At 46.1% G+C, this 20,608-nt stretch carries 15 protein-coding genes and 2 tRNA genes; 9 read left to right on the top strand and 8 right to left on the bottom strand.

What is annotated here, in order from left to right; all coding sequences use genetic code 11:
* Positions 1 to 24 precede the first annotated feature (24 nt).
* Positions 25 to 1,488: an oligosaccharide flippase family protein gene (locus tag BM358_RS15215; RefSeq protein WP_081819206.1), complete on the top strand. Its 1,464-nt coding sequence runs from the start codon at positions 25 to 27 to the stop codon at positions 1,486 to 1,488.
* 404 nt (positions 1,489 to 1,892) lie between these two features.
* Here the strand turns inward: BM358_RS15215 and BM358_RS26545 are convergent.
* Positions 1,893 to 1,953 (bottom strand) — tRNA-Thr (locus tag BM358_RS26545).
* A gap of 411 nt (positions 1,954 to 2,364) precedes the next feature.
* On the opposite strand from BM358_RS26545, the gene BM358_RS15210 reads away from it, so the two are divergent.
* Positions 2,365 to 3,183: a MerR family transcriptional regulator gene (locus BM358_RS15210; RefSeq protein WP_028541185.1), complete on the top strand. Its 819-nt coding sequence runs from the start codon at positions 2,365 to 2,367 to the stop codon at positions 3,181 to 3,183.
* Between the two features lie 24 nt (positions 3,184 to 3,207).
* A complete protein-coding gene (locus BM358_RS15205) occupies positions 3,208 to 4,383 on the top strand; it encodes an MFS transporter (protein WP_028541186.1) in 1,176 nt (391 codons plus the stop codon).
* 318 nt (positions 4,384 to 4,701) lie between these two features.
* On the opposite strand, the gene BM358_RS15200 is transcribed toward BM358_RS15205, so the two are convergent.
* The 3 genes from BM358_RS15200 to BM358_RS15190 form a co-directional block, all read right to left on the bottom strand.
* On the bottom strand, positions 4,702 to 6,123 hold the full coding sequence (locus BM358_RS15200) for a hypothetical protein (RefSeq protein ID WP_028541187.1): 1,422 nt from the start codon (positions 6,121 to 6,123) through the stop codon (positions 4,702 to 4,704).
* Between the two features lie 256 nt (positions 6,124 to 6,379).
* Positions 6,380 to 6,451, bottom strand: a tRNA-Thr gene (locus BM358_RS15195).
* Between the two features lie 73 nt (positions 6,452 to 6,524).
* Positions 6,525 to 6,872 carry an MTH1187 family thiamine-binding protein gene (locus BM358_RS15190; protein WP_013308518.1) on the bottom strand — a complete coding sequence of 116 codons (348 nt, stop codon included), beginning with the start codon at positions 6,870 to 6,872 and terminating at the stop codon, positions 6,525 to 6,527.
* 525 nt (positions 6,873 to 7,397) lie between these two features.
* Here BM358_RS15190 and BM358_RS15185 point away from each other — a divergent pair.
* From BM358_RS15185 to BM358_RS15175, 3 genes are all read left to right on the top strand, one after another.
* Positions 7,398 to 9,731 (top strand): ribonucleoside-diphosphate reductase subunit alpha, encoded by a 2,334-nt coding sequence (locus tag BM358_RS15185; RefSeq protein ID WP_028541188.1) that lies wholly within the window; start codon positions 7,398 to 7,400, stop codon positions 9,729 to 9,731.
* Positions 9,732 to 9,751: 20 nt separating this feature from the next.
* Positions 9,752 to 10,783, top strand: a complete 1,032-nt coding sequence (locus BM358_RS15180; protein WP_023986750.1) for a ribonucleotide-diphosphate reductase subunit beta — start codon at positions 9,752 to 9,754, stop codon at positions 10,781 to 10,783.
* A gap of 166 nt (positions 10,784 to 10,949) precedes the next feature.
* On the top strand, positions 10,950 to 12,701 hold the full coding sequence (locus BM358_RS15175) for a methyl-accepting chemotaxis protein (protein WP_023986749.1): 1,752 nt from the start codon (positions 10,950 to 10,952) through the stop codon (positions 12,699 to 12,701).
* A gap of 184 nt (positions 12,702 to 12,885) precedes the next feature.
* Here the strand turns inward: BM358_RS15175 and BM358_RS15170 are convergent, their stop codons facing one another.
* A complete protein-coding gene (locus BM358_RS15170; protein WP_023986748.1) occupies positions 12,886 to 13,722 on the bottom strand; it encodes an HAD hydrolase-like protein in 837 nt (278 codons plus the stop codon).
* 170 nt (positions 13,723 to 13,892) lie between these two features.
* On the opposite strand from BM358_RS15170, the gene BM358_RS15165 reads away from it, so the two are divergent.
* Positions 13,893 to 14,387 carry a hypothetical protein gene (locus tag BM358_RS15165; protein ID WP_023986747.1) on the top strand — a complete coding sequence of 165 codons (495 nt, stop codon included), beginning with the start codon at positions 13,893 to 13,895 and terminating at the stop codon, positions 14,385 to 14,387.
* On the opposite strand, the gene BM358_RS15160 is transcribed toward BM358_RS15165, so the two are convergent.
* Complete coding sequence (locus BM358_RS15160; RefSeq protein WP_028541189.1) at positions 14,371 to 16,086, bottom strand: bifunctional ADP-dependent NAD(P)H-hydrate dehydratase/NAD(P)H-hydrate epimerase; 1,716 nt, start codon at positions 16,084 to 16,086, stop codon at positions 14,371 to 14,373. The genes BM358_RS15165 and BM358_RS15160 overlap by 17 nt on opposite strands.
* 33 nt (positions 16,087 to 16,119) lie before the next feature.
* Positions 16,120 to 16,752: an NAD(P)-dependent oxidoreductase gene (locus BM358_RS15155; RefSeq protein ID WP_023986745.1), complete on the bottom strand. Its 633-nt coding sequence runs from the start codon at positions 16,750 to 16,752 to the stop codon at positions 16,120 to 16,122.
* A 273-nt stretch (positions 16,753 to 17,025) separates the two neighbouring features.
* On the opposite strand from BM358_RS15155, the gene BM358_RS15150 reads away from it, so the two are divergent.
* Positions 17,026 to 17,991, top strand: a complete 966-nt coding sequence (locus BM358_RS15150) for a hypothetical protein (protein WP_028541190.1) — start codon at positions 17,026 to 17,028, stop codon at positions 17,989 to 17,991.
* Positions 17,992 to 18,262: 271 nt separating this feature from the next.
* Entirely contained in the window at positions 18,263 to 19,219 is a 957-nt protein-coding gene (locus BM358_RS15145) for an ArsR/SmtB family transcription factor (protein ID WP_023986743.1), read from the top strand.
* A gap of 119 nt (positions 19,220 to 19,338) precedes the next feature.
* On the opposite strand, the gene BM358_RS15140 is transcribed toward BM358_RS15145, so the two are convergent.
* A complete protein-coding gene (locus BM358_RS15140; RefSeq protein ID WP_023986742.1) occupies positions 19,339 to 20,391 on the bottom strand; it encodes a lactonase family protein in 1,053 nt (350 codons plus the stop codon).
* Positions 20,392 to 20,608: the final 217 nt, after the last annotated feature.

Here is a 20,608-nt window from a genome sequence, read left to right as displayed (position 1 = left end):
CTACCTCTTATATTAAAACAAACCATGGTGAGAGCAAATGCAATGATTGTTGTGAAGGCCATTGGTTTAGTTGGAAAAATATTTATGACGCGACTTGTTGGAGCTGAAGGAATGGGTCTCTATCAGCTAGCCTACTCCTTCTACAGCTTAATATTGATGATAATTTCAGGTGGATTGCCCACAGCTTTGGGGATGTTTACAGCCAAAAATTCAGTAAAAGGCTGGCGACTGTTCAAAATTTTTTCGATATTCTTGATGCTCATAGGTTTGGCATGCAGTGTCTTAACCTTTTGGCAATCCAAGTCGATCGCTTTTTTGCTTGGCTATCCACAGCTTGATGTTGTGATTCGATACCTCTCTCCTGCCCTATTTACCGTTCCCTTACTGAGTCTGCTGCGCGGATATTTGCAAGGGCTCGAAAAATACACCACGATTGCCCTTTCGGAAATAATAGAACAAACTGTTAGGATTGGTACTTTAATATGGCTAGTGCCCCTTTTTATTAGATCCGGCATTGAGTATGCCGTAGGTGGAGCGGTACTGGGAACCTCTACAGGCGCGTTGTTAGCCTTTGCTATGCTTGCTGCTTATTTTTTCACGTCCAATCGTCACTCTACAGATTTGCCTTCCCCATCAACTCGAACAGATTTACCTTTGGTAGTACAAGCTTCCTTTGCTATTGCGCTAACACGATTGCTCATCCCGGCTTCCGACTTTATGGATGCGATCATCATCCCTCAACGATTACAAATTGCCGGGGTTTCGCCCAAAGAAGCAGCGGAGATGTTCGGTATTGTTACCGGCATCGCTCTAGTCGTTGCTTATATGCCTACTTTGATTACAGGCTCGTTAACCCATACGCTCACAATGAAAATAACCGCCGATTGGAAAAATAATGATTTTAATTCATTTTATAAAAAAAGTAATACGGCCCTTCAGGTAGCTTGGATTTGGGGATTAGTCTCAGGATTTTTCATTTTTAAATATGCACCTGAAATCTCTCTATTTGTTTTTCGTATACATGATGCCGAGGTTCCTATTAAATCCTTGGCAATGTTACCACTGCTCGTCGGATTGCGCGAAATCACAACAAGTATTCTATGGGCGCAAAATCGGAAGAAAACTCCCTTTATTGGTCTTGTCACAGGAGTCCTTTTTAACTTCATAATTCTTTATTCCTTAGTTGCCATTCCTGGATTGGGATATGTCGGTATGTCACTGGGAATCATCATGCTGGAGCTAATCGCAACTGCCTGGAATTTAAAATCTTTACGATTTTTCCAATTCACCATATCCCGAACAGTTATTTTGTCAATTCTGGATATTCTGATTCTTGAAGCTATTCTTATTGTTTGCACATTGTGTTCCAAAGTCTTATCTCTTCTTAGCTGGTCAGAAGAAATCCTTATTGGTTTAGAAATAGTTCATTACTGTTTTTGGAGTGTCCTGTATTTGAAAGTACGATTAAAAAGATTCATTAACGAATAAAGAAAAGCTGTTGAGTAGTTTATAGGGACTAACCCCAATATAGACAAATAGGGCTCAGTTCTATGTTCCCGGATTAAAATGCAATTCCAGTAACAAGTACTAATCGTGATGTCGCATACCAAGCCGCAGTGTGACCGGCCCATCACCAAGATCAAAATGGAATAATATCGGTTCTTTACTAACTCAACTGTCAGTAAATCCTTCTGAAGTAGACTTAGTTTTAGATTATAAATATGTAAAGCCAGATGAACGAGTAAGGACTATGTTATTTATTTGCGGTACTTCATTTCCAACTGACCTTTCAATAGATTCAAACTAAAATGGTAGAAGATTGTCCAAAATCACAAAAAAGCGCGTCCTCCAAAAGTTTGGAAGCCGCGCTGTGCTTGAGTTTTTAGCTATGCTGGTGAAGGGAATTGAACCCCCGCCCTACGCATTACGAGTGCGTTCCGGTACAGTTCAGGATAGATTAATGAATATCTAGAGGATGCCGTGATAAGTGGCATCCTTTTGTTCGCTAAAGGACAGTTAGGCCATAGCTAGTGCTACAATCGGCATGAGAGAAATTTCTCAAATAAATAAAAGCATCTTTTAGAAGGATTTTTCAATAGATAGATTAACTCAATTACTAAAGCTTGAACCAACAGAATCCTAAAAAAGGGCGATGTTAATTGTCAGACAGAATACTGACAAATTAAAAAAAAATGAACGTTTTATTCAGAAACATTTCTTTGACTTACCAATAACACCAACATAGAGTGGTGACAAAGATGGCAGTCGATCTTAGCTATAAAAAGGAAAAGCATTCACATCCTTGACTTTCCCCTGCACGGGAAACTGTATACTCACATTATGTTATAGATTGGAGATGATATTTTGTTCAAAATCAGTGCATTTTCCAGGCTAAGCAAGGTCTCCTTAAAAACACTGCGTTATTACGACCAGATTGGCATACTTAAGCCGAGAAAAGTGGATTACGATACGGGCTACCGTTACTATTCCGCAGATCAGCTTCTTGAGCTCAACCGAATCTTAATCTATAAGGAATTGGGTTTTACATTGCCCCAAATTAAACAGCTGCTTCAGGAAGATATTTCATCAGAGAATATTCAAGGCATGTTTAAGCTGAAAAGAAGCGAAATCCAGCATATCATCGATACGGAACAAGCCAAACTCGTCAGGATTGAGGAGCGTATGCAGCTTATAGAAAAAGAGGGGCAATTCGAAACGGGTCAAGAAGTCAGAGTCAAAGCAGATGGTGCTCAATCGTTTTTTTATCAGAAAACATGCGGGAAAGAAGAGGACATTCCGGATTTGTTTCGTCAATTTGATCAGTTATTAACAACGGAAATTCGCCAGCTGATCCAAGGCCCTCAGGTTGTTTTGTGGAAAGACATCGACGGAAAAGAGGATGAGTTTGAGTTTGAAGTCGGTTATTTTTTAACCTGTGAGCTGCGGTCATTTCCAGAACCGTTTCGGCTACGGACTCTTCCTCCTGAACCGATGATGGCTACAATGGCTTTTCATTCAAATTCAAAATTTGATGGTGCGGCCTGTGTTCATTTAGCTAAATGGATTGAGAAAAATAACTATCAGATCAAGGAAAACGAATTAGGTAGGGAACTATATTTACCGTTAACTCCAGAACGAGATGCACAATTCATAGAAATACAAATTCCCATTATAAATAGATAACTGAAGAAGGTGGAGTGGGGTAAATTGAAAAATAAACGGATCATCTATGTCCTGGCACTGGCTGTTTTTCTGATTGGAACCATTGAATATATTATTACGGGAGTCATTGAGATGATCGCTGTGGACTTGGGAGTATCTACTTCAGAAGCTGGGTTATTGGTGACTGTGTTTGCTCTCGCCGCGGCCATTGTCGCTCCGATTTTGATTGCATTAACGATCAATGCAGATCGCAAGAAACTACTAATGACCACCCTTGGTGTGTTTATTGCCAGCAACGGACTTATGTTTGTAGATCTTGCTTATGAAACAGTACTATGGATACGAATTATCCAAGGGGCTAGCGGAGGAATCGCTACCGTTGTAGCCATGGCAGTAGCGACACGACTCGTTGAAAAAGAAAAAAGGGGCAATGCCATCGGTATCATTTTGATGGGGCTTAGCAGTTCGCTCGTGCTTGGTGTTCCCATGGGCACATTTTTTAGTGAGATGTTTGGATGGAGAGTGCTATTTGTTTTAATCGGATTATTAAGTGTTCTTCCATTACTTATCATCTATAAAAAAGTTCCGGCAATCAAAGAAGAAGAAAAGGTTACCCTAAGAATGCAGCTCTCTATTTTAAGAAATCCAACCATTCTGATGGCCTTGGTTATTACGTTATTTTATGTCGGCGGCTATTCTACACTGTTTACTTATATTACGCCTTTCTTGCAAGCCACGTCCTCTCTTTCCATGACAGAAATTAGCGGTGTTCTGTTCCTGGCGGGCATTTGCAGCTTTGTCGGATCAAGAGTGGGCGGACAATTGGCAGATGCAAAGGGATCGAAATTTACCATTTGTCTCGGGCTCATCTTACAAGGGGCGACTCTTCTTTTATTCGCTCTAGCCGGAGTCAATCTCTTGGTATTAATCTTGGTTTTAATGATTTTTATGTTAGCAACTTGGAGTATTTCCCCGGCCCAGCAACTTTATCTGGTTACTCTGGCGCCTCGAAATCCGGACATTGCTCTTAGCGTAAATACTTCGTTCATCCAATTTGGTTTTGCACTGGGATCTGGATTAGGTGGGCTAGTCATCAGTCGTACATCTGTCCTATATTTGAATTGGCTGGGTTTTGCCGCTGTAAGCATAGCTTTACTTCTTGCCATCTTACTATTTAAAAAAATGAGCAGTAGGACTGGAACCCCTATTGTTACTAAATAAGAAATGGACTGGACACCCACATCCAGTGCAATTTCAAAGATGGTATATATCGTCTTAAAATACAGATCCTAGCTTAATGTAGCTGCAAACAGTTCTATATCCGATTTTGACACTTTATATGTATGATTCATGCTGATCACCTTGATAATTCATTCGGTGAACGATGTAGTAATTCCTTCAACAAAAATCCCCGCCGACCAGTTAAGGTTAGCGGGGATTTGCTTTGCTTACGTTTAAGCACCTCCAATGGTAACGTAAGGCTGAATACTATTGTGGTGGTTAAGGGCTTGATCCGGCACAGTAACAATAAACAAAAAGCTAGCCGCGATGATCAGCAGTACCATTTTTTTTAACATTGGTCATCCACACCTTTTCAATGAAATTTAAAAATGCTGCTTTAGTTTCTGAAACTGCATAATCCCGAAAATGTAAAAACAAACCCATACAGTTTATAAAATTAGTCTCATTATTTAATGTATGATAACTTACCATTGCATACATCAAATGTTTAAAACCATCAATGTAAGAGCCTCGATGTAAATAATAATAAGCTAACTCGTAACCAAACCACGCGATATAATCCGGTATCACCTGTTGGGTATACATATCATCTGATGATGGTTGCTGTTGTGCAAAAGCGTTTATTTCGGCTTCAAATTGTTGAAGTATACCTTCCACATCTATGTTATATTGGTTTGCTGAAATTATAACATTCAACAGTTTTGAGATTTTCTCATTCTCGTTAGTGGCTGATGTCACTGCAATATATTCAACATAATCTTGAAGCACACTTATATCTCCTGACAACAGTTTATATACGTAAGTATTACCTTCTGCCCAACTTTTAAACAAGCTAACCCAGTGTTGAGTGTCGTCGTCAGTCTCTTTGACCCAATCTAGATTAGCGTAGGTGTATGTATAATCTAGAGCTTGTTGATAGTCGCCTTGGGCTTCACAGACACTTGCACACAATAAATCGGCATATGAAATATATACAAACAACGGGCGACTTAGCTTCTTGGCAGACTCATCACGCTCTCGACTCTCTTGTTGATGTTTTAACGAATATTGAGCTTTCGCCTTCTGCTTCATTTTTTTCGCCGCTTCATCTACCTTGTTCCATTTACGCAAAGACCTGTACACATTAGCCAAGTCCTTCAATGCATCAAGCTGGTCTATTTCATCTAGGCGTTCAACAAAAGCTTCAAATATCGTAGCTGCACTGAGATTGCGACTTTGATCGTCTCCAACTTGAATCGTGAATATACGATATTGACAGATGGCTAAACGTTCAGAATGTTGGTACTTCTCCGCTTCAGCTACGCCCTCATAGAGCAGCAATGCAGCATCATGTCGTCCCTGTGCTAATAGTACTTCTGCTATATCAAATAGTTTAGGCGAATAGAGTACGTTGTCCATAATACTTCCCACCACTCGACGGATCGCATCCAGCTTGTCCAACTCCGCACAGCGAAACAAAAACGGCTCGATTCGTCTCATATTCGGGGGAGTGTCGATGATGTAGTTTTCTATAAATAAGTCGTAAAAGTAGCCCTCCGGTAAATCCATAGCTTCAGTAATTAGGTCAAGCTGGTTAACAGACATAGACTTATTCCCCGTCACAATAGCACTTACTATTCCCCTATTCATGCCTGCTATATGCCCGAATTGCGTTAGACTCATGCTCTCTTGTTTTAAGTATCTGTCTAATTCTGCTCGTATCGTAGGTGTATGCTTCATGCCATAGCCACCCTTCGCATAAACTTTCCATAATTTTTAAAAACATACTTCATTTTTCACCAAAATTAACCACCTGTCAATATACTATGCAACTAATGTAAGAATTCGATTTTTAGCATGAAACAAAACAAAGAACTAATTATATATAGCATAATAATCCTACTAAAAAGACCTCAGCGTAGAAGATTGTCCAAAACCACAAAAAAGCGCGCCCTCCAAAAGCTTGGAAGCCGCGCTGTGCTTGAGTTTATAGCTATGCTGGTGAAGGGAATTGAACCCCCGGCCTACGCATTACGAGTGCGTTGCTCTACCCCTGAGCTACACCAGCAGGTCAGTGTAACTGACAACAAAAACTATTATACTCTTAGTTACATAAAAATCAATCACTTACATCAACTTTTTCAACTAGGATTTGGATTTAGTTCGGTAACATTTCCTGTCGCGGTGCCCGATAGTTTCTCTGCGACGGAACGGAGCTTTTGGTGGCTGGAGGAAGGCTTGTCACGGCGATCATCAATTTTGACCGAGGTGGAAACACGCTTAGCTCCAGACAGGAATGGCGCTTCGTGCAGCGCAGCAATGGCGGTGAACACATCGTCCAACGAACCTTCAATAATCGTACTCATGGAGGTAAGCTCATAGGTAATTCCTTTTTGAGTCTTCAACACTTTTTGCATCTGGGCAACGTAGTCGCTCAGGCTTGTACTCCCCGTTCCAATCGGGATCACTGTCACTTCTGCAATAGCCATCGCCAAGTTCCTCCTTTTAATTTAAAATCGTCACTTCTTTAAAAATCTAAAACCTCAGTCCGATAGAACGAGAACCTTATTTCACAAAAAAAGTTCATATGTATGCTGCTTGTTTCTGTAGGAAACATCTTTATCATTCATTGTACCGTTCAAACTGCCTCAATTCAAATACAGCCCGCGACTTCTCTGCATATTTTGATTTTCCATTCCTTTTCCTTTACGTATGGCTTCGAATGTTGCTATAATACTCCTTGCACTTATTTGAAATTTTAAGTTTATACACACAATATGTTGGGTTAAATATTCATAACACGTCTAAATATAGTGATGTAGCCGATAAATCGTACGGGAACCATCTTTTCCCCCTTCATTGGCAGGTGCATCGCTATTTCTATGTTATTGGATTACATACAGCCCCCAAATGCTGTCTGACCATCGCTTTTTTCGCCATTATCTTCTCATCATGATCATTTTCATGCTATTCCCAAGTATGATTCCAAATCAGGAAAGCGAGGAATTAATCCTATGCCACAACTCGTAACCAAACCAAACAATCGCCAGTTGGCTTTTGATGAAATACGCATTTCCGTATATGCCGACCGTGTACTCAGCGGGCTGGACAAGCTGGATAAAGATCGTCTCATTCGCGGTGTAACTAGCAAGCTGCGCCGGGACGAAGTCACGGGGGATGACATCAGCAACGCGTTTGCGATGGCTGCCCTTGAATTGGTTAGTAAGGAAGAACCGGACTGGAAATTTGCCGCTGCACGTGCTTTGCTCACTTCCTTGTATAAAAAAGCTGCTACTCACCGACGTTACAAATCCTATGCGGACGAGCCTTACGGCGCTTTTTATCCGCTGATTACCGATTTGGTCCAAAAAGGAATTTACCGTCAAGAACTGCTCGACTACTATACCAAGGAGCAGATTGATGAGCTGGGCGATTCCATATTGCCGAAAAATGACCTGCTGTTCGATTATATCGGGCTATTAACGCTGTCTGAGCGCTATTTGGCCAATGATTTTGATGGACGCGTAATGGAACTGCCGCAAGAACGCTACATGATCATCGCGATGTACCTGATGCACCAAGAGCCTGCCGACAAGCGTATGGAGCTGGTCAAGGAAGCATACTGGGCGATGAGCAACATGTACATGACGGCAGCTACACCAACCATGTCCAATGCCGGAAAAAAGGTGGCCGGACAGCTCTCCAGCTGCTTTATCGACACCGTAGACGACTCCCTGGAAGGTATTTTCGACTCCAATACGGATGTAGCCCGTCTTAGCAAAATGGGCGGCGGCATCGGCGTGTACCTCGGTAAAGTACGGGCGCGCGGGTCCGATATCCGTGGACATAAAAATACAAGTTCTGGCGTCATTCCGTGGATTCGTCAGCTGAACAATACAGCTGTTAGCGTAGACCAATTGGGTACTCGCAAAGGTGCAATTGCCGTATATCTGGACGTATTCCATAAGGACATCCTCGCGTTCCTTGACCTGAAGCTGAACAACGGTGACGAGCGGATGCGTGCACATGACGTGTTCCACGGCGTATGTCTACCCGATCTGTTCATGGAGCGGGTCGAAGCACGGGGCGAATGGAATCTGTTCTGTCCGCATGAAGTGAAGAAGGTGATGGGCTGGAAAGATGACAAGGGTCGTCCACTGGGCCTGGAAGATTTTTATGATGAAACCTTCGGTTCAGGTACCTTCCGCGAAAAGTATGAGGAGGCGTCACAGCATCCCATTCTCTCTCGTATTACAGTGCCTGCCATCGACATCATGAAGCGCCTGATGAAATCACAACTGGAAACAGGTACACCGTACATGTTCTATCGTGATACGGTAAACCGGGCCAACCCGAACCGCGCCCATGGTATGGTATATTCCTCCAACCTGTGTACGGAAATTATGCAAAACCAATCTGCAACTGTAGTGGAAAAAGAAGAACTGGTCACCAAGGACGGACAAACACGCATTGTTATTTCCAAAATTCCTGGCGACTTTGTTGTTTGCAACCTGAACTCCATCCATCTGGCTCGTGCGGTTCCGGCAGGTGTGCTGGATCGCCTCGTACCGATTCAGGTACGTATGCTGGATAATGTTATTGATATCAACAACATTGAAGTGCTGCAAGCACAATATACGAACAGCCAATATCGCGCTGTCGGTCTAGGTACATTTGGACTGCATCATCTACTCGCACTGGAAGGTATCCGTTGGGAATCCGATGAAGCGGTAACCTATAACGATCATTTGTATGAAAAGATTAACTACCTGGCAGTCAAATCCAGCATGGAGCTAGCGAAAGAAAAAGGCCGTTATGCGAAATTCGAGGGTTCTGACTGGTCTAGCGGGCACTATTTCACTTCCCGTGGCTATACGGACGGTACACGTGAAGGCAAATTTGTCACTACGTCCGAGTGGAGCGAGCTTGCAGAAGAAGTCAAACAAAATGGTGTCCGCAACGCATGGCTGTTCGCCATCGCGCCTAACGGTTCCACGTCTATCATCGCAGGCTCTACCGCCAGCATTGATCCATTGTATGAGTTGCTTTCCTATGAAGAGAAAACAACTTACAAGATCGCTAACCCAGCACCGGACTTGAACGAGAAAACCATCTGGTACTACAAGACAGCTTTCTTGCTGGATCAACACGCTTCGATCAACATGGCTTCTGCACGTCAGCGTCATATTGACCAAGGCCAAAGCTTTAACCTGTATGTACGGCCTGATATTAAAGCAACTGAATTTTTAGAGCTGCACATCCATGCCTGGAAATCAGGTATGAAATCGACCTATTATGTACGCAGCCGCGCACTGACGATTGAAGAATGTGATAGCTGCGCATCCTAAACTAAAGGAGAGAAGCTCTCATGCAGTTACAGAAGATTTTTAACACGGAAGCGCCAAATCGCTCTACCCGTATTATTGAAGGCGAAAGCTCCGGTATTTTGAATTGGAACGATATTCGGATGCCGCATATGTACAAACTGTATAAAGTACTGCTGCTGAACCACTGGATTCCAGATGAAATTCCGATGTCCAAGGACGCGTCCCAGTTCCCTGTGCTGGATGCCGAAGAACAGCGCACCTTCAAAATTAACATCGGCCTGCTGGCTGTGCTGGATTCCATGCAAACGATGTTTGTCGGGGATGTAAAACGCTATTTTACCGATTCCTCGCTGGAAGCTATTTCGGCGATTATCGGGCAGCAGGAAGTGGTGCATAACCAGTCCTACTCCTACGTTCTGTCTTCTTTGGTGTCAGATCAGGAACAGAAGGAAATTTTTGAATACTGGAAAAACGATCCTGTCCTGCTGGAGCGTAACACATTCATCTCGGATATTTACCAGGAGTTCCGCGATGAGCAGAACCCGCAAACCTTTTTCCAAGCGATGGTAGCCGATTTGATTTTGGAGGGCATTTTCTTTTACAGCACATTTGCTTTCTTCTACAATTTGGCCCGTGATCAGAAAATGATGGCAACCAGCCAAATGATCTCGTATATTCAGCGTGATGAAAATCAGCATTGCTACTTCTTTGCCGAAGTGTTCAAGCAGCTATTGTCCGATTTCCCTGAGCTGAACACCAAGGAAAATACGGACTATGTCTATCGTATGATTAACCGCGCTGTGGAGCTGGAAACGAATTGGGCGCATTATACGCTCAAAGAGGTTCGCGGCATCGACTTGAACGAGCTGAGCGATTATATCAAATACATGGCAAATATGCGCCTGAGATTGCTTGGTATGGACAAAGCATACGAAGGCGTAGATGTAAACTGTATGCCTTGGATTAAACCATTCTCAGACGAAGCGCTGAATGCGACAAAAACAGACTTTTTTGAAGCAAAATCACGCAATTATGGCAAGGTCGGAGATGACAACGGATTTGACGATTTGTAAGTCATAAGATACAGCCTTAACTCGGTACTTACCGGGCTAAGGCTTTTTTCATGAGAATTTACGCAAATACGCAAAAAAAATCATGAAACATCTGAATTACTATTCATATTTTCCTATTTGTACACGATATATATGAAGGTGAAAAAAATATAGTAAGGAGCATATTATGAAAAGCAGCGTTAAAAAAAGAATGGGATTACAATCCAAACTCTACTTCATCTTGCTCATTCCTTTAATAGTGATTGGCGTCATTGTTCTGTGGACGACCAATCAATCTATCCAAAATGCTTCTCTATCAACCATGCAGCTAAACAATGAAACGCTGGCAAAGAACACGGCCCAGTTACTGGACAAGTCCGCAGTCAAGAGCTTAAACACTAATTCATCTGAGCAAAGCAGCGAGTATAAGCAGCTTCGGAACGAGTTAAATACGCTCAGGTTGCAAACTGGAATCCTGTACATCTATATGTACAACCGGGTTGGAAATGAGTGGAAAATTACAGTGGATGGAGCCGCATGGGACGACAAAGACTACAGTCCATTCGGAACTCCTGTAAGTTTTACCCTTAAAGAAACGGAAGAGAAATTAAAACAAGGGGAAACGGTAACTACAGATATTACAACGGACCCTGAGTGGGGGACGATGTTTTCCTCCTTTACTCCCATTAAGGATACCGATGGAACCATCATTGGATATTTGGGAATCGACAGATCCCTGTCCTCTGTGACTGAAGTATACGAACATACCTTGCCCGAGGCCTACCGATTAGTTATCCCTGTTATCTCCATCATTCTGATCATCTCAATTGCGGCTATGATGCTGGTAACCCGACGGATACTGCGTCAGGTGAGATTTATTAAAAATACACTGGAGCAAGTAGCCGACGGCAACCTTACGGTTACATCGTCGCAAGTAACATATGATCAGTTAGGCGAAATCAGCAAATTGACGAACAAAATGGTGGAAGCCATGTCGAATATGATTGTGGATATTCAAAGCAGTTCAAGCACACTCCAGCACGCATCGGAGAATATCGTCGTGACAACGGAAGGAACACTCCACCAGACTGAGGAACTGTCCCGTACACTCCAGCAAATTGCCGATGTCTCTATTAACCAAGCGGATCAAGCGGTGGAATCGGTTCAACAATCTGATCGATTAGGACAAACGCTGGATGAAGTCGGAAGCCATGTGCAACAATTTACGGATACGGCCCATCATCTCAATGAGGTTCGTAATCAGGTAGCTAGTGAGCATGAACTGTTATTAGAGAAAGGACGAGAAAGCGCCTTGCGTATCAAGCAGATGCAGCGCATGTCACACGCGTTAACCGAAAAATCCCGCGAGGCGGCTAACATCGGTCAGCAGGTACAGGGCATCGTAAAGCAGACGCAGATTTTGTCCTTTAATGCCTCTATTGAAGCCTCACGTGCAGGCGAAGCTGGCAAGGGTTTTTCTGTGGTCGCTCATGAAATGGGACAACTTGCCCAGCAATCCGCCATATCGATTCGTGAAATCGATGAAATCTTAAGAAGCTTTGTTGAGCAAATTGAGCAAATGGGTGATCAATTTGATGAAAACATAAAGACCGTCAATGAACAAGAAGTACAAATTTCGGTATGTCTACAGTCTGTTGACAAAGTCACCCAGGTTTCACAGGAAGTTCAGGAGTTAGCTGCACATCTGGCTCAATTGACGGCAGAGATGCAAGAGGTACGTCACAGCGTAGATCAACATTTAAATCACACAGCCAGCGCGGCACAGCAGACTGCCGGAATGACAGAAGATGTATCAGCAAGCGCTCAGAAGCAGGCCCTAGCGGTAAAAGAACTATCCGAAGTAGCACGCAATCTGACCACACTATCAAACAATCTGCAGCGTCATGCTGACCAGTTCCGGGTAAAAAACGCTGAATAATAAATATTACGTTGGGTTCAGTTCAACTAAACGAAAAGAAGTAAACTAAAATGGAGCATTCGCAAACGTAGCGAGTGCTCCATTTTTATGTTTTGAAAGCCAAGCAGAGTTCACCTTTATCCGAGTAGGTGCATACATATAACCTAGAAGTGTGTATTCAAGCACTCCAGACTCATACCTGTTCTTATGATGGAGGTAGCGCGGCTGTTTTCACCTGTTTCGTATAAGAAGGATAGCCTCCCGTATGCTGGAGCATTTCGATTTCACGCAAAATACGCGGCAAGTCAGCGACCGAGTTCATCACGATGTGGGCTCCTGCCCTTTTCAAACCATATACACTCTGTCTGCGCCGTTCCTCAGCCACTCTGTCATCCGCTTCATGGCTGGTCGTTTGAGCTGCGGTCGTCACGCTTTCGTTATGGTTCAACACACCAATCGTCCATACACCGGCGTTCCGTCCCTCTTGCATATCGGCTACTGTATCTCCTACTTTCACAATATCGCTAAGTGGGAATACCTGCAAGCGATGTGCAATTTCATAGATCATCCACGGATAAGGCCTCCCCTGCGAAACTTCACAAGGGGCTACCATACAATCCAACGTATAGGGTGACTGTGCAGGCGTAAACTTGTGACTGAGCATTTCCATCGGACAGGATGCAGTGGCGCCTGACTGAATGCGACGATCCTGCAACTCCTGCAGCGCCCTGTCTATACCGATAGCAGGCTCAGCCCCTTGGATCAAGGAGCGGAGAACAGGGACAAGCTCAAGATAAATATGCTCAATATCCGCTCTGCCAGGATGCGCACCAAAGCACTCCAGCCATTTTTTCCGAACCTCTGAAAGTCCCAGCACATTCGCAATATGATCCCGGATCGGCATTCCTCGCCCATGAGATACCTGTTCTTCAGTTACCTGTATACCTTTCCATCTGAAAATGTCACGCATTCCCTGGGTTAAGCCTCGTCCTCCGGGGTCTAACAATGTACTTTCGAGATTAAAAATAACCGCCTGTATCATGCAATCCCCGCCTTTCCGTACCGCGGCTATCCGCAATCTTTATTTTGCTTAGGAACATGATACACAGCTAACGTAAACTGAAGTGTCGTAAACGGTAAGCGGATTGTAATTGAAAATAAATTCCTTGATTGGTTATGAATACCGAGTGTGATAAGAGGAGGAGTCGCAACATGAGACAGCCTTGGAATGAATTTAATTCCAAAATGCCTTGGCGGATGGAGCTTGGTTGTTATGCGCTGAATAAACTGGCCTGTGGAGGATTGGTTTTTGGTCTCTTATGGGTCTACTGCTATCTGACAGAGGAAATAACAGGAATTCCTCTGACTATAGCAGGCAATAGTGGTGAACTGACCGCGCAGCTGTGGGCCTATGGTTTTGCCCTTCCTGCCGCTCTTGCCGCTGATGCGCTACGCGATCTTTTACCCTGGCTTCGTAAGCCCGAGCAGCTCACCCTATACCTCGCTGCAGGATTCAGTGTCTTTCTCCTGCTAGGTTCTTTGATGTCGCCTGCCGGAACGGGCATTTCATGGAGCAACGGCATAGCAGGTGCAGGGATTACACTCCTGTATTATGGAGGAAGGTACTGGCTGAACCGTGAATATGGATTACAGATCATGCTGGCCTTCCTCCTGCCACTGCTGCTATGGCCTATAGGGCTTCAATAATGTCGCCAGCTATCACAGAGGCAGGATGCTGGCGATGACGTGCGGCTGTTTCTCCAGCCGCACCATGCAGATACACGCCAAAGGCTGCTGCCTGCGCAGCATTCAGACCCTGGGCCAGCAAACCTGCGATGATGCCTGTCAGCACATCGCCCGCACCGCCTGTCGCCATCCCAGCATGGCCTGTGGTATTGACGTAGGCTGTTCCGTCGGGACAAGCGATGACAGTGCGCGCTCCTTTGAGCACCAGCGTGACCCCACGTGTTCGGGCGTACTCCCGGGCATGGGTGATGCGGTCACGCTGCACCTCTGCTGTCGGTATGCCCAGCAGACGAGCCATTTCACCGGGGTGCGGCGTTAGTACGACCGCCGCACTTCTCGGCTTCCAAGCCTCCAGCTCAGGCCCCGCCGAGGCGAGGATGTTCAAGGCGTCCGCATCAAGCACGAGCGGACCGCCGTATTCTTCCCACAGGCGGCGCAGCCAGCCGGTGTCCCCTGCAAAGCGGCCGAGGCCGGGGCCGACGGCCAGCACATCACGTGCCTGCGCGAGCTGTAGCAGCTCGTCTGCGGAGTCGGCATTCCATTCGCCGTCTCCGCCTGCTGCTGCGGCAGCGAGCATCAGTTCCGGCGCGGCGCCAATGACGCGCGGCAACAACGCCTCGGGCACCGCCCACGTGACAAGGCCGCTGCCGATGCGCAGAGCGGCACGTGCGGCCAGCAAGCCCGCGCCGCTCATGCGCAGGCTTCCGGCCGCGACGAGAACATGGCCGTAGGTGCCCTTGTGCCCGTCCGGCACGCGGCTGCGGCTTACATCCACATCCATTGCAGCGCGCAGCGTGTCACGGGTCAAGAGCCGCAGCTGCACGCCACACTCACGTGCAAGGCCGGGTGGAATACCGATGTAGCGTACCACCACATCGCCTGCAGTCCCGGCGCCCGGATATTGGACGAGCCCACGCTTCAAGTAGGCGAGGCATACGGTGACGCGCGCACGAATGCACGGCTCGTGCAGCGTACCTGTGTCGGCGTCGAGGCCGCTAGGCACGTCTACCGACACGAGCGGCACGCCGCTGGCATTGGCCTCGCGGATCAGCGAGGCGTAGGGTTCGCGCGGCGGGCCTTGCGTGCCCGTGCCCAGCAGGGCATCGACGATGCCGGAGGCGCCGCGCAGATCGAGGGTATCCCGGCCATAGAGGATCACCGGGATACCCAGAGCCGCGATGATGTCGCGCTGCGCAGCCGCTTCACCACGTAGCGTTTCTGGCGGCTCGACGTACACAACGGTGACGCGCAGCCCTGCATCCGTTAGATGGCGGGCTACTACCAGTCCGTCACCACCGTTGTTGCCTTTACCTACGAGGATATACCAGTGTTCTCGTTCCCGTAAGTCATGTCGTCCTTGACTCCACGACTCTGTCCGTATAACACCGCCATGTCCCGGTATATCCCCCGGCCCTGTGTGTGTAACCTCTTCTGCCCACTGCGGCCCTAACACTTCAGCACGCTCAATCCCACGTGTTAAATCAGAAGTGCCTACTGAGAAGCCGCCATTGCTCTTCCCACTTCTCTCGGCACGTAGCTTCAATACCTCGTCAGCTACCGCGCACCCGGCATTTTCCATCAACGTAAGGGCCGGGATACCCAGCCTGTCAATTGTGTACCGATCCAATTGCCGCATTTCTTCGGCGGTCACCATATACATGCTTTTCGCCTCCCATATGGCTATCCCTGCTTATTAATACCCGACTGTAAAACGGGAATTGACAAATTCCCCTTCTACTAACTCATCAATCAGGGCTACCGCATAATCTTCGACCGAGATACGGCTATGGCCTAATTCGTCAACCACCAAATGATCCAAGCCAATACGGAACTGTCCTGTACGTTTTCCCGATTCAATCATTCCGGCAGGACTACAATAGGTCCAGTCTACATCCGCAGCGCGGTACAGCTCCAGTGCATCTGCATGGGCAGCCGCCAGCGGCTTCACTTCCTCCGGAAACTCGGCGGTATCCATGAGGCGTTCACCGTTTTCTGTTTTCAGACTTCCCGCTCCGCCAACGACAAGTATGCGCTCCGCGCCGGAACGCCGGGTTCCTTCCAGCAAAGAACGAGTCGCTTCGAGCAGTTCTTCCTCTTCTCCAAACTTGGGACCGTACGCGCTAATGATAGCATCGTGCCCTTTGGCCACTTCCGTAACGGAATTCGGATTTAGAATATCTGCTTGAACCACCGTCAAGTATTCACTTCGCTCCGTCACACGTTGGGGGTCGCGGACCGCTGCTGTCACTTCATACTTGCGCTTGATTGCTTCCTTTACTAACGCTTGACCAATGGTTCCAGTTGCTCCAAAAATAATAACTTTCATATAAATGTGCCTTCTTCCTGTCTATAATTTACTTACTGTTATTTATCCGTTTTATCTCCAGCTTAAACCCGTGCAAGATATCGATTCGATGTCTCATGATGTTCTGTTTCAATTTCTATATTTTTATCCATACCGAATCTACCCTCCTGCTTGTATCTTGTCTATTTTACCAAAAAATACTTCATATATCCTGGTCAAAGGTATACAAGCCCTTGAAATGCCTGTGTAGTCTGTGCAATAGTGTAGAAAGAACAATGGAAGGAGGGATTGCGGGTGTCCCCGACGGACTTCGCGGCGTTAGCCGCATATATCTCACCCGGTCTGATTGCCTTCCTGCTGGCGTTGTCTTTGCTGGTATGGCTGTATGTTCACAGTGCAGCCCAGCTTCGAAATTCGCGTCAGCAGCGGCTGGAAGAATTACAGGAATCGCTGCGTATCTATGGACGATTAGCTGGTTGTCTCCAAACCGCTACCCAGAACGGGTTCAATAACAACGAAAAGCAGTACCAGAATGGACTCATCCACGCTCTTCAGGAAGCCAAAGCTGCTCCCTATTTGACTCCTCACCTTCAAGAGCAGGTTCAAGCATCCCTTCGGGAATGTGATACGTTCCGTAGAGAATTGCTTCTCAAATCACTGGAGCGTGAAATGAACAAACTCATCGAGGAACGGCGTCTGGTTCTGCTGGAATCTCATGCTCCGGGCTGGGGAACAGCATTGTGGAAGCTATTACGTCCAGCAGCTGGTCCGTTGGCGCTGGCAGGAATCGTCTGGTTGGTCTCAAGGCTGGTTGTGGAACTGATAGCCTCCAGCCATGTCGATGTTAGTCTGCCCGACACTGCACAATCTGCCTCATGGCTCATAGGGTATGCATGGATGAGGTTCGTTTCCGGCTTGATCGCCCTACTGTATGTATACCGGCTGATGACCCTGCGCAGGCAAAATGATCTGGACGTGACGGCATCCCATTTTCCAACAAGCCTGTTGTGCATGGTAATCGCCGCTGTCGCTCTGTTTCAATGGATCGGACCGGAAGCGTCTCCCTACATACTGGCTGTGCAGCTTGTGCTGTTCTTGATTGGCTTCCGACTTACCCGAGGCCGCTCGCGCAGTGATCGTCCTTATGTTGGTCACCCCGGCTTGATCAAGGCAGATGCTTCTCAACATCAGGATTTACACGCAGCAGATAAAGATAAAACAGCTGACTCTTCTTTGGCAGAAGAACATATCCGGTCCTAACACCAATGGCACATGACTCTATCCCGTATCCACCCTGCAAATCACATACCATCACAGGACATCCCAACAACAAAGAAAGAGTTCATGGGGTGTCCTGTTTTTTGAACAATTTCCGGCTTTTTGAGGGGTTAGGCTTGTGCCAGTGATCAAGGAAAGGGTATATTGTTTATATAAATGTAAATCATATCGTTTTTTATGTATGATTATTGAAAAAAATCCATATATGTTAAACTACCATCAATTTATGATGTGCGTTAGAATTGGAGGAACTATGCAACTGGACATTTCTGAAAAATCACTTCCCGTTTATGAAGCGCTGGCCAGTGAGGTTCGGCTAAACATGATTGTTCTGCTTGCGGAGAAGCCTATGAATATACGTGAGCTGGCGGAAGCGTTGGGGCTCAGCAGTGCGATTATGACGATGCATGTCAAGAAACTGGAGAGAGCGTCCATTATTTCGACCAAAATGCTGCCTGGACGAGGCGGGGTACAGAAAGTGTGCTCACTGGCTACAGACAAAATTGAAATCGCCATGCCACGCTATCAGCAGGATGTACGACAATTCCATCAGACGGAGATTTCTGTCGGACACTTTACAGATTTTGAAATACAGGCGACCTGCGGACTGGCTACCGTCGAAAAAATCATTGGTGAATTCGATGAGCCTCGTTCATTCTTGGACCCTGAGCGCTTCAATTCCAAAATTCTATGGTTCAGCCAAGGTTATATGGATTATAAGGTGCCGAATTTCCTACTGTCCAGCCAAAAAGCTGAGGAACTGGAAATTTCGATGGAACTATCGTCCGAGGCCCCTTTTACCAATGATAATTGGCCTTCAGATATCACTTTTTTCCTAAATGATGTGAATTTGGGTACATGGACCAGCCCAGGGGATTTCGGGGATAACCGTGGTAAATACACACCTGCATGGTGGCCTGATTTTATTAATCAATATGGTCTCCTTAAAAGACTTCGCGTTACCTCTGAAGGCACCTTTATGGATGGCAAACAGATATCCGACGTGACTTTAAGCCAAGTGCTAATTGATCAGAAGCAATGGAAATTCCGCATTGCCATATTGGATGATGCCCAGCATGTTGGAGGGGTTACCCTGTTCGGTACCGGATTCGGTAACTACAATCAGGACATCCTGTTCCGTTTGTACTACAAACATACAGAAAATCATGCCAAAACAGTAGCGGTAGAAGCTGGCGATAGCAGCAAATAGCTTTTAGACCACTTCAAGACCTGAACACGGCGTTTGGCCCATGCCTTTCATGGGAAACAAAGCGCCGTGTTTTATTTTTCATCCACTTATATCGTACTCTTTTGCCACATGCTATCCGATTAGCGAACAGGTTCAATACATACAGGTGAAGGAACCTCCAGCACATATCCCGTTCGGGTCAGCCGTCCATCCTCACTATGGATGGCAAAAGATACGATGTTGTTTCCATCCTGATTCGCTACTACCAGATAACCGGACAAGATGTTGAAGTTACGCGGTGTGCTGCCGAAGGTTTCCACCCATTCAACCACCTTCAGCTTGCCGCTGTCCAGATCGACATGGTATAGCACGATGCTATCATGGCCGCGGTTTGACACATACAAAAAGCGTCCACAGGGCGTAATCCGAATATCGGCTGCTGTATTTTCTACATCTATAATGCCTTCTGGCAGTGTGGACAGGCTTTGCAGCAATGTAAGCTCACCATTACGTTCGTTATAACTAAACACAGCGACTGTATTGTTCAACTCATTGGCGACAAAAGCATATGGACGCGAAGGATGAAAAACCAGATGACGCGGTCCAGAACCGGGTGGCAAATCTGTCTCACGATGGGTCACCAGTTTTCCATCCTCTGTCAAACGGTATACCACAATCTGGTCCAGTCCCAGATCACATACCATGGCATACTGTCCTGAAGGATCTGGAATAATCGAATGCGGATGTGCCGCATCCTGGCGGTCCTGGCGAATACCTGAGCCGGTATGCTGAACTTGCCCCGACATGTCTCCTAATCCTCCTGCTTCCGTCGCAGGGAACACAACGGCATTGCCGCCTGAATAGTTAGAAGCCAGCACATATCGTCCATCGGTTGTTACGGAAACATAGCAAGTATGCGCTCCCTCCGTCCCTTTTCGATCCAAAGGATGTAATTCCCCCGTCTGGGCATTCACCTGATACGCATACAGCTCGCCTCCTTCTGTTTCACTGGTAGCATACAGCTTCGTCCCATCCGGGTGTAGAGCGAGAAAAGAAGGCCTCTCCATTCCTTCCACACCTCCAACAATGCGCAGATCACCATTGGTCACACACAAAGCACATACATATATTCCTCTTTCCTGACGAGACGCATAAGTTCCTGTATAAAATAACTGCTCATTCCGCTCTTCCATCGGCTCTCATCTCCTTCTAGCTGTTTTTTTACATATTATCTGGCTTTTAGCTCTACTATTTGTCTTGTTGTAAACTCATCATGCATTATTACCCAAGATTCTGTCGTTTCATTAACGTTTCGCGATGTATGCAAAAAAAATAGCCTCCTTCGGCGCCATCTGCGGTTCACAAGAACGTCACAGTTCACACCAAAAGAGACTAATTTCACGAAAAGAA

This window comes from Paenibacillus sp. cl130 (genome assembly GCF_900116035.1).
Taxonomy (GTDB): Bacteria; Bacillota; Bacilli; order Paenibacillales; family Paenibacillaceae; genus Paenibacillus; species Paenibacillus polymyxa_B.
Note: the sequence above shows the minus strand (reverse complement) of the source record. Positions and strands in the feature narration are given on the sequence as shown.